The 14,791-nt window shown below is 70.4% G+C and carries 12 protein-coding genes; all 12 read right to left on the minus strand.

Features of this window, described 5'->3' with window-relative positions:
* Window positions 1-60: 60 nt before the first annotated feature.
* Window positions 61-2,115: a primosomal protein N' family DNA-binding protein gene (locus PKE84_RS18935; RefSeq protein WP_271178794.1), complete on the minus strand. Its 2,055-nt coding sequence runs from the start codon at window positions 2,113-2,115 to the stop codon at window positions 61-63.
* 2 nt (window positions 2,116-2,117) lie between these two features.
* Window positions 2,118-3,311 carry a methionine adenosyltransferase gene (metK, locus tag PKE84_RS18940; RefSeq protein WP_271178795.1) on the minus strand — a complete coding sequence of 398 codons (1,194 nt, stop codon included), beginning with the start codon at window positions 3,309-3,311 and terminating at the stop codon, window positions 2,118-2,120.
* A gap of 38 nt (window positions 3,312-3,349) precedes the next feature.
* Window positions 3,350-4,669 (minus strand): bifunctional phosphopantothenoylcysteine decarboxylase/phosphopantothenate synthase, encoded by a 1,320-nt coding sequence (locus PKE84_RS18945; protein ID WP_271178949.1) that lies wholly within the window; start codon window positions 4,667-4,669, stop codon window positions 3,350-3,352.
* 53 nt (window positions 4,670-4,722) lie between these two features.
* The gene (gene rpoZ / locus PKE84_RS18950; protein WP_271178796.1) at window positions 4,723-4,980 is read right to left on the minus strand and encodes a DNA-directed RNA polymerase subunit omega; all 258 of its coding nucleotides are present in this window, start codon (window positions 4,978-4,980) and stop codon (window positions 4,723-4,725) included.
* Between the two features lie 73 nt (window positions 4,981-5,053).
* Window positions 5,054-5,986 carry a guanylate kinase gene (gene gmk, locus PKE84_RS18955; RefSeq protein ID WP_271178797.1) on the minus strand — a complete coding sequence of 311 codons (933 nt, stop codon included), beginning with the start codon at window positions 5,984-5,986 and terminating at the stop codon, window positions 5,054-5,056.
* Window positions 5,979-6,836, minus strand: coding sequence for an orotidine-5'-phosphate decarboxylase (pyrF, locus tag PKE84_RS18960; RefSeq protein ID WP_271178798.1), 858 nt, complete (start codon window positions 6,834-6,836; stop codon window positions 5,979-5,981). The genes gmk and pyrF overlap by 8 nt, the downstream gene beginning before the upstream one ends.
* Window positions 6,833-10,117, minus strand: a complete 3,285-nt coding sequence (gene carB, locus PKE84_RS18965; protein WP_271178799.1) for a carbamoyl-phosphate synthase large subunit — start codon at window positions 10,115-10,117, stop codon at window positions 6,833-6,835. The genes pyrF and carB overlap by 4 nt, the downstream gene beginning before the upstream one ends.
* Window positions 10,117-11,313 carry a glutamine-hydrolyzing carbamoyl-phosphate synthase small subunit gene (gene carA, locus PKE84_RS18970; protein ID WP_271178800.1) on the minus strand — a complete coding sequence of 399 codons (1,197 nt, stop codon included), beginning with the start codon at window positions 11,311-11,313 and terminating at the stop codon, window positions 10,117-10,119. Before carA ends, carB begins: the two co-directional genes overlap by 1 nt.
* Window position 11,314: 1 nt before the next feature.
* A complete protein-coding gene (locus PKE84_RS18975) occupies window positions 11,315-11,851 on the minus strand; it encodes a PH-like domain-containing protein (RefSeq protein ID WP_271178801.1) in 537 nt (178 codons plus the stop codon).
* The gene (locus tag PKE84_RS18980; protein WP_271178802.1) at window positions 11,844-13,199 is read right to left on the minus strand and encodes a dihydroorotase; all 1,356 of its coding nucleotides are present in this window, start codon (window positions 13,197-13,199) and stop codon (window positions 11,844-11,846) included. The genes PKE84_RS18975 and PKE84_RS18980 overlap by 8 nt, the downstream gene beginning before the upstream one ends.
* A gap of 3 nt (window positions 13,200-13,202) precedes the next feature.
* Window positions 13,203-14,156, minus strand: coding sequence for an aspartate carbamoyltransferase catalytic subunit (locus PKE84_RS18985; RefSeq protein WP_271178803.1), 954 nt, complete (start codon window positions 14,154-14,156; stop codon window positions 13,203-13,205).
* Window positions 14,153-14,701, minus strand: coding sequence for a bifunctional pyr operon transcriptional regulator/uracil phosphoribosyltransferase PyrR (gene pyrR / locus PKE84_RS18990; protein ID WP_271178804.1), 549 nt, complete (start codon window positions 14,699-14,701; stop codon window positions 14,153-14,155). The genes PKE84_RS18985 and pyrR overlap by 4 nt, the downstream gene beginning before the upstream one ends.
* Window positions 14,702-14,791: the final 90 nt, after the last annotated feature.

Consider the following 14,791-nt stretch of genomic DNA (forward strand, 5'->3'; position numbering starts at 1 on the left):
GGCGAACGGTCGCCGACGGGCCAGCATCCATTCTCCGACACCGCGGCCGACGGCGCGAACCTAGCCGAGCTCGGGGTCGTCGAAGCGCACCCGCAGGGTCGGCGCGGGACGGAAACCGCTCTTGCCCGCCGGCGCGCGACGCCGCTTGGTGGCGTTGCGCACGAACGCCGCGCGCACCGCCGTGGCGACCTCGCCCCCGCGCGCGTACTCGAACCGCAGGATGCTCCGCACCAGGCCGTCCGCCGCCGGTGCCGGCCCGAGCACGTCGATGAGCAGGTCCTGGTCCACGGCGGCGACCAGTTGCTCGACCGCCTCCGCCGAGCCCGTGATCGACGCCAGCCGCACCGCCGGAGGGAACCGCAGCTCCCGGCGCGCGGCCAGCTCCGCCCGGGCGAACTCGGTCAGCCGCCCCGTGGCGAAGTCGCGCGCGAGCGGACCGGCGACGCCGACGAGCACCGTCGGCGCCCCGGGGGCGGCCAACGCGGATGCGTTGGTCCACCAGCGCAGGCAGTCCTCCGCCACGCGCAGGCTCTCCCGGGCGAGCATCCGCTCGCCGTCGAGCAGGAGCACGGCGCGGTAGCCGCCGGCGGCGATCGGTTCGGCCCCACGCGTCGCGACGACCAGCGCGGGCGCGTCGCCGACGGTCTGCACCGGATGCTCGCCGTCGGCCACCACGACGCGCACACCCGGAAACGCTCGGCCGAGCTCCTCTGCGGTGCGGCCGGACCCGACGGTGACCATCCGGAACCGGTCGTGCTCGCAGTTGCCGCAGCGCCAGTCGGTGGCGAGCGCGCCGCACCAGCCGCACGCCGGGGTGGCACCGGCGCGACTCTGGCCGAGCGGGCCGTCGCAGCGGTTGCACCGGGCCGCCTGCCCGCAGCGCGCACAGGCGAGCATGGGCGCGTATCCGGGGCGTGCCACCTGCACCAGCACCGGCCCGGCAGGATGGTCGGCCGAGCCGGTGAGCGCGGCCCGTGCGGTCTGCCAGGCGCCCGACGGGATGCGGGCGGCACGCGCCGCCGGCTCGTCGGCCGCCTGGTTGGCGGTCAGCACGACGCGCGGCGACACGGCCCGCTCCGGGGCGATCTCGTCGAGCCAGCCGACGTCGACCAGGCGCTCCACTTCCACGGTACGGGCGTGACCGGCGAAGACGAGGGCGCAGTGCTGCAGTTCCTGGCGCACCAGCGCCGCGTCCCGCGTGTGCACATAGGGGCTCAGCGGCTCGGCGTAGAGCGGGTCGCCGTCACTCCAGAGCGCGATGAGGCCGAGGTCGGACGCCGGCGCGTAGACGACGGACCGGTTGCCGATCACGATGCGTGGCCCGGAGAGCGCTTCGAGGAACCCGCGGTAGCGCTCCGCATTCGCCTGCGACGCGTCGGCGCGCACCACGGCGCCGGCGGGCGCGATGGCGTGCAGGGCCGCGGCGAGCTGGTCGAGGTCGCGGTAGTCGGGGACCGCGATGATCGCGGATCGGCCTGCGACGAAGCATCCGGTCGCCAGCGTCGCGAGGGTGACGGCCCACTCGCCCACCCAGGAGCCGTCGGGGAGCTGCGCCAGGCGCGGGATCGAGCGTACGGCGACGCGCCGGCCGTCGGCGACCGCCGCCTCGAGCACGCCGTCGCCGTAGCCGCGCACGGCGGGTGCGGGGACGTGCGCGGCCGGAGCCGTGCGGTGGTCGGCGCCCTCCGCCCCCTCGGCGACCTCCGGTTCATCGGCCCCCGGTTCTGCGACCTGCGCCTGGGCGGCCAGCCACGCCTTCTCGACGCGCACCGCCCGGCCGGGCACCGCGAGCCGCACGATGTCGTTGGCCGTCCCGGCGCTCCGGTCGGCCAGCCGCCGAGCCAGCCGCCAGACCTCCGGCGAGAGCACCGGCACCGGCGACACGACCGCCTCGATCGGGCTGAGCTCGCCCTCGTACGCCTCCTCGGACTCGTCCGCGAACTCGGCGATGTAGCCGTCGGCGATGCGACCGGCCGTGCGCAGCGGCACCTTGACCCGAACGCCCGGCTGCGCCAGGTCGGCGAGCTCGGGCGGTACGCGGTAGTCGAAGTAGTGGTCGAGCTGGGGAAGCGCCGAATCAATGACGATGCGGGCGACCCGTGCGGCCGCCGGCATCGCTACAGCCCCGCGGCCGACCGCAGATCGTCGATGCGGTCGAGGCGCTCCCAGGTGAAATCGGGCAGCTCGCGGCCGAAGTGGCCGTAGGTCGCCGTCTTCGCGTAGATCGGGCGCAGCAGGTCGAGCGATTCGATGATCGCTGCGGGCCGCAGGTCGAAGACCTCCCGGATGGCCGCGATGATGCGGTCGTCGGGAATGGTGCCGGTGCCGAACGTCTCGACGTAGAGGCCGACGGGCGCCGCCTTGCCGATGGCGTAGGCGACCTGCAGTTCCAGGCGGTCGGCGAACCCGGCCGCGACCGCGTTCTTCGCGGCCCAGCGCATCGCGTACGCCGCGGAGCGGTCGACCTTCGACGGGTCCTTGCCTGAGAAGGCGCCACCACCGTGGCGGCTGGCGCCGCCGTAGGTGTCGACGATGATCTTGCGACCCGTGAGGCCGGCGTCTCCCTTGGGGCCGCCGATCTCGAACCGGCCGGTCGGGTTGATCAGCGTGCGCACGTGCGCCGACTCCAGCCCGGCAGCGTGGAGCACGGGAGCGATGACCTCTTCGATGACCTCGGCCTGCAACGTCTCGTTGGAGACGTGCGGCGCGTGCTGGGTCGAGAGCACGACGGTCTGGACCGACTTCGGCACGATGCCCTCGTAGCCGATGGTGACCTGGGTCTTGCCGTCGGGCCGCAGGTAGTCGAGCACTCCCTGCTTGCGCACCTCGGCCAGGCGCTCGGCCAGGCGGTGCGCGAGCCAGATCGGCAGCGGCATGTACTGCGGCGTCTCGGTCGTGGCGTAGCCGAACATGATCCCCTGATCGCCGGCGCCCTGGTGGTCGAAGGGGTCGATGCTCTGCTCGGAGCGCGTCTCGAGGGCGTTGTCGACGCCCTGGGCGATGTCGGGCGACTGCGCGCCGATCGACACGGAGACGCCGCACTGGTTGCCGTCGAAGCTGACGTCGGACGAGTCGTAGCCGATCTCCACGATCTTCTCGCGGACCAGCGCGGGGATCTCGACGTAGCCGTTCGTCGTCACCTCGCCGGCGACATGCACGAGGCCGGTGGTGACCAGCGTCTCGACCGCCGCGCGACTGTGCGGGTCGACCGCGAGCAGCGCATCCAGGATGCTGTCCGAGATCTGATCGCAGATCTTGTCGGGGTGGCCTTCGGTGACGGATTCGGAGGTGAAGAGGCGCAGTTCGGCCAAGGTTCTCCCTAGCTCGGGCCCGTCACATCTGGTTTGCGTCAGGCGATGACGTCGAGAATACGATCGGCCACCGACAGCTTGGAGCCGGAGGCCTCCATCACTATATCGCCGCCCCGTCGGAGCACGACGACTTCATTGCTCTCCGTGGCGAACCCCTGGGTCCAGCCGACCTGGTTGATCACGAGGAAGTCGCAGCCCTTGGCCTCCAGCTTGCCGCGCCCGAGCTCGATCAGCGCGGAGGGATCCGGTTCGGTCTCGGCTGCGAAGCCGACGACGACCTGACCTTCGCGCCGACCCGCCGACAGTCCGGCCAGGATGTCGGGGTTGGCGACCAGCTCGAGGGTGAGGGTCTCCCCCGCCTCGGTCTTCTTGATCTTCGCGTCGCGCACCTCGGCCGGGCGGTAGTCGGCGACGGCTGCGGTCATCACGACGATGTCGGCGGAGGCGGCGACCTCGGTCACGGCCTCCTGCAGCTCGAGTGCCGTCTGCACCTCGATCACCGTGAGGTCGTCGGGCGCCGGCACCTCGAGGTGGGCGGCGATCAGTGTCACCTCGGCTCCCCTGGCTCGCGCGGCCTGGGCCAGGGCGACGCCCTGCCGTCCGCTCGACCGGTTGCCGAGGAAGCGCACCGGGTCGAGAGGCTCGCGCGTTCCGCCTGCCGTCACCACGACCCGCTTGCCGGCCAGATCGTTGCCGCCACGCGGTCGACGCGTCGCCTCGTTCGCCCGGCGGCGTTCGGAGAGCACGACGATGTCGGCCACGGCATCCGCCGCCGGAACGACGATCGCCTGCGGCTGCTCGGAGACCACCGGCGGCAGCGATCGTTCCGGATGCGCCCCGACGGTCTCGAGGGCGGCGCGCACGACCGTCGCCGACTCCTCCATCCGGCCGGGACCGGAGTCTTTGCCCGTGAGCTGTCCGCTGGCCGGACCGACCACCGTGACGCCGCGCCCGCGCAGGGTCGCGATGTTCGCAACCGTCGCGGGGTTCTGCCACATCTCGGTGTGCATCGCCGGGGCGATGACCAGAGGCGCCGTGCTGGCGAGCACGGTGTTGCCGAGCAGGTCGTCGGCGAGTCCGGCCGCGAGCTTCGCGATCGTGTTGGCCGTGGCGGGCGCGATGACGATCAGATCGGCGGACTGGCCGATCGCGACGTGCCGCACCTCGGCGACACCCTCGTAAAGATCGGTCGCCACCGGATTGCGGCTGATCGCCTCGAGCGTCGGGCGGCCGACGAACCGCAGCGCGGCCTCCGTCGCCACCACGTGCACCGAGTGCCCCTCGAGCACGAGGGCCCGGATCACTCCGACGGCCTTATACGCGGCGATGCCGCCGGTAACTCCGACGACAATGGTCAATCGTGCGCCCACGGCGGCATCCCCTCATGCCGGGAGAACCCCGGCCGTGCTACTTATTCGACGATCGGCTTGATCTCGAGCTTGTCCTCGTTGATCTCGTGCAGGGCGACCGAGAGCGGCTTGTCGTCGACCGACGAGTCGACCAGGGGGCCGACGTTGTCGAACAGGCTTCCCTCGTGCAGGTCGGCGTAGTAGTCGTTGATCTGACGGGCGCGCTTGGACGCGAAGATCACCAGGGCGTACTTCGACTCGACCTTGGCCAGGACGTCGTCGATGGGCGGGTCAATGATGCCCTTGTTGCTGAGTGCCATACGTGTATTGCTCCTTGTGTAAGGTGGGTCGTCACGGTGACGACGGGCGTCTCCAGGACGCCAAGAGAACGGTCTACGGGCGCGACGGCGCCGTGCGGATCTTCATCAAGTCTACGACCTCCCGCGCGGCCTCGGCCACGTCGGTGTTCACGACCCGGTGATCGAACTCGTCCTGAGCGGCCAATTCGATCTTCGCGGTCTCGAGCCGGCGCTGCTGTTCCGCGGCCGATTCGGTGCCGCGGCCGATGAGCCGCCGCACGAGCTCCTCCCAGGTCGGGGGCAGGAGGAAGATCAGGCGCGCCTCCGGCATGGCGGCACGCACGCTGCGCGCTCCCTGCAGGTCGATCTCGAGCAGCACGCTCCTGCCCGCCTCGAGCGCACGCTCGATCGGCGTGCGCGGCGTGCCGTACCGCGAGGCGTTGTGCACGGTCGCCCACTCGAGCAACTCGCCGTCGGCGATCATCCGGTCGAACTCGGCGTCGTCGACGAAGTAGTAGTTCACGCCGTCGACCTCGCCGGGCCGCGGGGCGCGGGTGGTGGCCGAGACGGAGAGCAGGACATCCGGATAGTTCTCGCGGATGTATGTAGAGACGGTGCCCTTGCCCACCGCGGTGGGACCGGCCAGCACGACCAGCTGGTTCTTCTGACGCCCCGAGCGCGACTCGCGCTCGATGAGGAACTCGCGCAGGCGAAGGCGCTGATGCCGGCCGAGGCCGCCGAGGCGCTTGGCTGGCGAGATCGCGAGCCGCTCCAGGGCGTCCTTCATCTTGGTGGTGCCGATCGCGGGCACGCTGAGCAGGAACTCGGTGACGCGCAGCCGGCCTTCAACACCCTCCGGCTCGGCCGTCGCCTTGTCGAGGACGGTGAGCGGAGAGACCTCGTGGGCAGCGATCGCGGCCTTCACCGCTGCACGCGCCCGACGCGCTGCGACGGCGGCCTGCGAGGCGGCGCGGCGGTCGACCTCAGGGGGCGCCGGACGAAGCGAAGCGGTGCGGGGCTCAGACATGACTGCTCCGCACCTCGTCGGCGCGTGCCGCGATGGCATCGGCGAGTCCGTCGGGGCCGCCCCCGAGCAGGCCGCGCGACTCGCTCACGATCACGCCACCGGCCAGCGAGCCGAAGAGCCGCGCCGCGTCGGCGACACGAGCGCCCTGGTGCCCGAAGCCGGGTGCGAGCACCGGAGAGGCATTGACGCGCGCGCTCGCGGTGGTGACGATGCCGAAGTCGGCGAGGTCGAGGGTGGCACCGAGCACGAGCCCGATCGAGCCGAAGGCGTGCTGCGCCTGGGCCTGGTTGAAAGAACTCACGTCTTCGATGATCGCACGCGCGACCGTGAGTCCCGAATGCGCTCCCGACGCCACGACCGCCTGCTGGATGGCCGCCGCCTCCGGATTCGACGTGGCGGCGAGCACGAACAGGCCCTTGCCTGCGCTCTCGGCGAGCCGCATCGGCTCGGCGATCGACCCGACCCCCTGGAACGCGGCGATCGTCATCGCGTCGGCCTCCAACGGCGATCCCGGCGTCAGCCAGGCCTCCGCGTACGCGGTCACGCTGGTGCCGATGTCGCCGCGCTTCGCGTCCGCGATCACCAGCAGTCCGGCATCCCGGGCGGCGGCGAGCACCTCTTCGAGCGCGGCGTAGCCGGCCGACCCGTAGCGCTCGAAGAACGCCACCTGCGGCTTGACGATGCCCGCCCGTCCCACCGTGGCCGCCACGACCGCCAAGCCGAACGCCCGCACACCGTCCGCCGAGGCCGGGAGGCCCCAGCTCTGCAGCAGGTGCTCGTGCGGGTCGATCCCGACGCAGAGGCGCCCTTCGCTGGCGAAGACTCCGGCGAGCCGGTCACCGAAACTCACGCGCGCGCGGCCCGATCGAGTGCATACTCCTGCAGCGACTTCACCTCGAAGCCTTCGCGGATCGCGTCGACGGAGGCGACGGCGGCGCTGAGCTCCGCGATCGTCGTGAACAGCGGCTTGTCGCCGGCCACGGCGGCCGCGCGGATCTCGTACCCGTCCGCACGAGCCGATCGGCCGCTCGGAGTGTTGATGACGACATCCACTTCGTTGCGGTTGATCAGGTCGACGATCGACGGGGCCGAGCTGTCGGTCTCGCTGAACTTGCGCACGACGCTGGCGGCGATGCCGTTGCGGTTGAGCACTTCGGCCGTGCCCTCGGTGGCGAGGATCTCGAAGCCGAGCTGCTGCAGGCGCAGCACCGGCAGCACGATCGAGCGCTTGTCGCGGTCGGAGACGGAGACGAACGCGGTGCCTCCGAGCGGCATCCCGCCGTACGCGGCCGACTGGCTCTTGGCGAACGCGCGCGGGAAGTCCTTGTCGATCCCCATCACCTCGCCGGTCGAACGCATCTCCGGGCCGAGCACCGAGTCGACGATGTTGCCGTCCTTCGTGCGGAACCGCTTGAACGGCAGCACGGCCTCCTTGACGGCGACCGGCGAGTCCATCGGGATGACCGAGCCGTCTTGCACGGGGAGCAAACCGGACTCGATCAGCGAGGCGATCGTCTCGCCCACCATGATGCGCGATGCCGCCTTGGCGAGCGGGATGCCGAGCGCCTTCGAGACGAAGGGAACCGTGCGGGATGCCCGCGGGTTCGCCTCGAGCACGTAGAGCACGCCGGCGCCGATCGCGAACTGCACGTTCAGCAGCCCGCGCACGCCGACGCCCTCGGCGATCTTGAGCGTCGCGTCCCGGACCCGGTCGATCTCGCGGCGTCCCAGGGTGATCGGAGGCAGCGTGCAGCTCGAGTCACCGGAGTGGATGCCGGCCTCCTCGATGTGCTCCATCACGCCGCCGATGTAGAGCTGCTCGCCGTCGTAGAGTGCGTCGACGTCGATCTCGATGGCGTCGTCGAGGAAGCGGTCGACCAGCAGCGGATGCGCCGGGCCGACGATCCCCTGACCGGCGACGCGCTCGAAGTAGTCGGCCAGCGACGGGCTGTCGTAGACGATCTCCATGCCGCGGCCGCCGAGCACGTAGCTCGGCCGCACCAGCACCGGGTAGCCGATCTGCTCGGCCACCTGCACCGCGCCGGGGAAGTCGAACGCCGTGCCGTTGCGCGGTGCGAGCAGGCCGGCGTTCTCGAGGATCTCGGCGAACAGCCCGCGCTCCTCGGCCAGGTCGATGGCCTCGGGGGTGGTGCCGAGGATGGGGACGCCCGCCGCTTCGAGCCCCTTCGCGAGTCCGAGGGCCGTCTGGCCGCCGAGCTGCACGACGACACCGACGAGCTCGCCGCTCTGGGATTCGGCGTGGATGACCTCCAGCACGTCCTCGAGCGTGAGGGGCTCGAAGTAGAGCCGGTCGCTGGTGTCGTAGTCGGTCGACACGGTCTCGGGGTTGCAGTTGATCATGATCGTCTCGAACCCGGCGTCGTGCAGCGCGAACGAGGCGTGCACGCACGAGTAGTCGAATTCGACGCCCTGACCGATGCGGTTCGGGCCGGAGCCCAGGATGACCACCTTGCGGCGATCGCTCGGCTCCACCTCGGTCTCCAGGTCGTAGCTGGAGTAGTGGTACGGCGTGAGTGCAGGGAACTCGCCTGCGCAGGTGTCCACCGTCTTGTAGACCGGGCGCACGCCCAGGATGTGCCGGATCTCCCGCACGTCGGTCTCGCCGAAGCCGCGCAGCTGTCCGATCTGAGCGTCGGAGAACCCGTGGTCCTTCGCGTAGCGCAGGGTGTCGGTGTCGAGCGTCTCGGCGTTCTTGAGCTGGTCGGCGACCTCATTGATGAGCACGATCTGGTCGAGGAACCACGGGTCGATCTTGGTGGCCTCGAAGACCTGCTCGATGGTCGCGCCCAGGCGAAGCGCCTGCTGCACGTCGACGATCCGGCCGTCGGTCGGCGTGCCGATCGTGGAGAGCAGCTCGTCGAGCGTGCGCGACTCGGCGCCCCAGTGGAAGGACGATCCGCGCTTCTCGAGCGAGCGGAGCGCCTTCTGCAGCGCGCTCGTGAAGCTGCGGCCGATCGCCATCGCCTCGCCGACCGACTTCATGGTGGTGGTGAGGGTGGGGTCGGCGGCCGGGAACTTCTCGAACGCGAAGCGCGGGACCTTGACGACCACGTAGTCGAGCGTCGGCTCGAAGCTCGCCGGGGTGACCTTGGTGATGTCGTTCGGGATCTCGTCGAGACGGTAGCCGATGGCGAGCTTGGCCGCGATCTTGGCGATCGGGAAGCCGGTCGCCTTCGATGCGAGCGCCGACGAGCGCGAGACGCGCGGGTTCATCTCGATGACGATGATCCGGCCGTTCGACGGGTCGACGGCGAACTGGATGTTGCAGCCGCCGGTGTCGACGCCGACGGCCCGGATGATGTCGATGCCGATGTCGCGCAGCTTCTGGTACTCGCGGTCGGTCAGGGTCAGCGCCGGTGCGACGGTGATCGAGTCACCGGTGTGCACGCCGACCGGGTCGACGTTCTCGATGGAGCAGACGACGACCGTGTTGTCTGCCGTGTCCCGCATCAGCTCGAGCTCGTACTCCTTCCAGCCGAGGATGGACTCCTCCAGGAGCACCTCGCTGGTGGGGCTCTGGTGCAGGCCGTCGCCGACGATGCGCCGCAGCTCCTGCTCGGTGTAGGCGAAGCCCGACCCCAGGCCGCCCATGGTGAACGACGGGCGCACGACGAGCGGGTAGCCGAGGTCCTCGGCGAAACCGATCGCCTCGTCGACCGTGTGGGCGATGTGCGAGCGGGCGACCTCCGCGCCGGCGGCGATCACCAGCTCTTTGAAGATCTGGCGGTCCTCGCCCTTCTGGATGGCCTCGAACTTGGCGCCGATCAGCTCGACGTCGTACTTCTCGAGGATCCCGTGCTCGTGCAGCTGGATGGCCGCGTTGAGCGCGGTCTGGCCCCCCAGGGTCGGCAGGATCGCATCCGGGCGCTCCTTGGCGATGATGGTCTCGATGACCTCCCACGTGATCGGCTCGACGTACGTGGCGTCGGCGAAGTCGGGGTCGGTCATGATCGTCGCCGGGTTCGAGTTCACCAGGATGACGCGCACGCCCTCCTCGCGGAGCACGCGGCACGCCTGCGTGCCGGAGTAGTCGAACTCGCAGGCCTGGCCGATGACGATCGGGCCGGAGCCGATGACCAGGACGGAGCTGATATCGGAGCGTTTCGGCATTAGTTCTGGCCTTCGTTCTCGGTGGCGGTCGGGTAATCGGACGCCGGCACGCCGGACGGCTTCTCGCCGGCGGGCTTGCGGATCATGTCGATGAAACGGTCGAACAGGTAGTTGGCGTCGTGCGGTCCGGCAGCGGCTTCGGGGTGGTACTGCACGCTGAACGCATCGAGGTCGAGGCAGTTGAGCCCCTCCACCACGTTGTCGTTGAGGCTGAAGTGGCTCACCTCGACGCGGCCGAAGCCGGCGGGCGAGTCGAAGGTGCCCTCGATCGGTGCCTCGACTGCGAACCCGTGGTTCTGGGCCGTGATCTCGACGCGGCCGGTGCGCTTGTCGAGCACCGGCTGGTTGATTCCGCGGTGCCCGAACGGCAGCTTGTAGGTCGTCAGGCCCAGCGCGCGGCCGAGCAGCTGATTGCCGAAGCAGATGCCGAAGTACGGCACTCCGGCGCGGAGCACCTCCTGGAGCAGCTGCACGTGCTTCTCCGATGCGGCGGGGTCGCCGGGACCGTTCGAGAAGAACAGCGCCGACGGCTGCAGCTCGAGCACGTCGCGGGCGCTGACCATCTGCGGCAGCACGTGCACGTCGAGTCCGCGCGCGGCGAGGTTGTTGAGCGTCGAGGTCTTGACGCCGAGATCGAGCACGGCGACCGAGCCGATCTTCTCGCCGACGGCGGGCACCGTGAAGGGCTCCGGGGTGGAGACCTCGGCCGAAAGGTTGCGCCCCGCCATCCCGCTGCCGCTGCGAACGAGGTCGAGCTGCTCGCTCTCGCTGAGCTCGAAGTCCGGACCCGAGAAGATGCCGGAGCGCATCGCGCCGGCCGACCGGATGTGGCGGGTCACCGCGCGGGTGTCGATGCCGCTGATCCCCACGACGCCCTGAGCGACGAGGTCCTCGTCGAGGCTGCGCTGGGCGCGGAAATTCGACACGACGCGGGACGGCTCGCGCACGACATAGCCGGCCACCCAGATCTGACGCGACTCCATGTCTTCGTCGTTGGTGCCCGTGTTGCCGATGTGGGGCGCCGTCATGAGGACGATCTGCCCGGCGTACGACGGGTCGGTCAGCGTCTCCTGGTAGCCGGTCATGCCGGTGGAGAAGACCGCTTCGCCGAGGGTGCGGCCGACCGCCCCGTATGCCCGCCCGACATAGCGGGTTCCGTCTTCGAGGACGAAGACGGCAGGTTGTGCTGCAGCCACGTCACACCTCACTTTCGGTGGTCGATCCCGCCGAGTGCGTGGCGGGGAGAAGGGTTTCGATCGCGGCGATCAGCGGCGCGCGGTCAGCCGGGTCGGCGACCCGGAAGTAGCTGTCGGCGGCAGTGCCGCCACTGGTGGTCCACGAGAGGCGGATGAGTCCGTCCTTCTCGACCACGCGGTCGATCGTGACCGTGGCGGTGGCGACGCCGGCGATCGCCTCGGATCGCACGAACACCGGCGCTTCACCGGTCACCGCGATGGTGACCCCCGCGTCGGCGACGGTGACGGTGGCCCGCCCGCGGAACGACAGCCCGGGCAGGGCGAGACGTTCGAGCGGCTCACCGCCGGCGGTGGTCGCGACGTAGAGCGCGTCGACCTCTGCCAGGGGCAACTCCGTCGTCTGCGCGGGCGCTCCCACGGGATAGCCCGACCCCGCGCCGGCGTCGCGACGGGCGCGACGGCGCCAGCCGAGCCACATCAGCAGGAACGCGGCGGCCAGAACGACGACGACCACGATCGTGGGGAGGAACTTATCCACGGAGAGCACCCTCTTCCGCGCCGGCGAACGAGCGGGCCCTGGCGGCGACGACGTCGGCCTCGACGACCACGCCGTCGAGCACCGTCGGGTAGCCGTGATGGAAGGTCGCCACCACCCGCCCGGGGAGCGTCATGGACAGGTACGGCGAGTTCACGCCCTTGCCCGCCAGGTCGGCGGTCGCGAATTCACGTGACGCCTGCGGGTCGTACAGGGTGAACTCCGCGGGCGCGCCGGCCTCGAGCGCGTGGCCGTGCCCGGACAGGCGTCCGATGCGAGCCGGGGCGGACGAGAGCACCCGCGCGACGTCGGACCAGCCGAGCATCCCGTTCTCGACCACGGAGGCGTGCACGACGGAGAGCGCGGACTCGAGCCCGACCATTCCGAACGCCGCGGCATCCCACTCGCAGTCCTTCGACTCGACCGGATGCGGGGCGTGGTCGGTGGCCACGATGTCGATGGTGCCGTCGGCGAGGCCGGCGCGGAGCGCCTCGACGTCTTCCCGGCGGCGCAGCGGCGGGTTGACCTTGTAGCGGGCGTCGTAGCCCTGCACCAGATCCTCCGTCAGCAGCAGGTGATGCGGGGTGACCTCCGCGGTGACGTCGATCCCCCGGGCCTTGGCCCAGCGGATGACGTCGACCGAACCGGCCGTGGAGACGTGGCACACGTGCAGGCGGGAGCCGACGTGCTCGGCGAGGAGCACATCGCGCGCGATGATCGACTCCTCCGCCACAGCGGGCCAGCCGGTGAGCCCCAGCTCGCCGGAGAGCGCCCCCTCGTTCATCTGTGCGCCGATCGTCAGTCGCGGCTCCTGCGCGTGCTGGGCGATGACCCCGTCGAACGCCTTCACGTACTCGAGGGCACGACGCATGAGAAGCGGATCGGAGACGCACTTACCGTCGTCGGAGAACACCCGCACCCGTGCGCGGGAGTCGGCCATGGCGCCGAGTTCTGCGAGACGCTCTCCCTCGAGTCCCACGGTGACGGCGCCGATCGGACGCACAGTGGCGTAGCCGGCCGCATCACCGAGGCTCAGCACCTGCTCGACCACCCCGGCCGTGTCGGCGACGGGCGACGTGTTCGCCATCGCGAACACCGAGGTGAAACCGCCGGCGGCGGCCGCGCGCGTGCCCGTCAGCACGGTCTCGCTCTGTTCGAAGCCCGGTTCACGCAGGTGCGTGTGCAGGTCGACGAGCCCAGGGAGCGCGATCAGTCCCGCCGCGTCGACGACCGTCGCGCCCGGAACCGAGAGACCTGCTCCCACTTCGGCGATCCGTCCTCCGTCGACCAGCAGGTCGGCCGTGCGGCCGTCGGCGAGCGTCGCGCCCGCGATCAGATATGTCTCGTTCATGTTCTATGCGTCTTCCCGATCTCCACCGGACAGCAGCAGATACAGCGCCGCCATCCTCACGGACACTCCGTTCGCGACCTGTTCTCTGACGGTCGAGCGGGGCGAATCGGCCGCCGCCGCCGAAATCTCCAGGCCCCGGTTCATCGGGCCGGGGTGCATGACAATGCTATCGGTGCGGAGCCGGGAGAGGCGCTCGTCGTCGAGACCCCAGCGCCGCGCGTACTCGCGGGTGTTGGGGAAGAACGCCGCATTCATCCGCTCGGCCTGGATCCGCAGCATCATGATCACGTCGGGCCCGGCGTCGATGGCCGCGTCGAGGTCGAAGCCGATCTGCGCCGGCCAGCCGCTGACATCCACCGGCAGGAGGGTCGGCGGGGCGACCAGGGTGACGGTGGCGCCGAGGGTCTCCAGCAGCCAGACGTTCGACCGGGCGACCCGCGAGTGGAGGATGTCGCCGACGATCGTCACGGTCACACCGTCGAGGTCGCGTCCGCGCGATGCGGCGCCGTGGAGCCGGCGCCGCATCGTGAACGCGTCGAGCAGAGCCTGCGTCGGATGCTCGTGCGTGCCGTCGCCGGCGTTGATGATGCCGGCGTCGATCCAGCCGCTGGTCGCAAGGGTCTGCGGGGCTCCGCTGGCGTGGTGCCGCACGACCACGGCATCCGCGCCCATGGCGGCCAGGGTCTGAGCGGTATCTTTGAGACTCTCGCCCTTCGAGACGCTGGACCCCTTGGCGCTGAAGTTGATGACATCGGCGGAGAGGCGCTTGGCCGCCGCCTCGAACGAGATGCGCGTGCGCGTCGAGTCCTCGAAGAACAGGTTGACGACCGTCTTGCCACGCAGGGTCGGGAGCTTCTTCACCTCGCGGTCCTGCACATCCGCCATGTCCTCGGCGATATCCAGCAGCCGGATGGCGTCGTCGCGGCCGAGCGTCCTGGTCGAGAGCAGGTGCCTCATGCGCTCGCCTCCCCCGTCTCCTCGATCGTCACGGATTCGTCGCCGTCGATCTCGGTGAGCCGCACATTGATGCGCTCGCTCGCAGCGCTCGGCAGGTTCTTGCCCACGAAGTCCGCCCGGATGGGCAGCTCGCGGTGGCCGCGGTCCACGAGCACGGCGAGGCGCACGGCACGTGGTCGCCCGAGGTCGCTGATCGCGTCGAGAGCGGCCCGGATCGTGCGGCCGGAGTAGAGCACGTCATCGACGAGCACGACCGTCTTGCCGTCGATCGAGCCGGGCACCGAGGTGGGCGCCGGGGTGCGCGTCGGGTTCCGCGAGAGATCGTCGCGGTACATCGTCACGTCGAGCGCGCCGACGAGGTCGCCGGTGCCGGGCTCGATCCGCTGGATGTTCTCCGCGATGCGCTGCGCCAGGACGACACCGCGCGTGGGGATCCCGAGGATGACGAGGTCGTTCGTACCCCGGTTGGACTCCAGGATCTCGTGGGAGATCCGAGTCAACGCCCGGGTGATGTCAGCGTGTTGCAGCACAGTGCGTACTGTCATGCCGACCTCCTTCCCCGCCTCACTGGACGGCTGTTAAAGGATGTCTACCGTGGACGAGCATAGCAGGACGCCGGCTGGCGTCTGCCGACC

It is taken from the genome of Leifsonia poae, from assembly GCF_027921845.1.
Lineage (GTDB): Bacteria > Actinomycetota > Actinomycetes > Actinomycetales > Microbacteriaceae > Leifsonia > Leifsonia poae.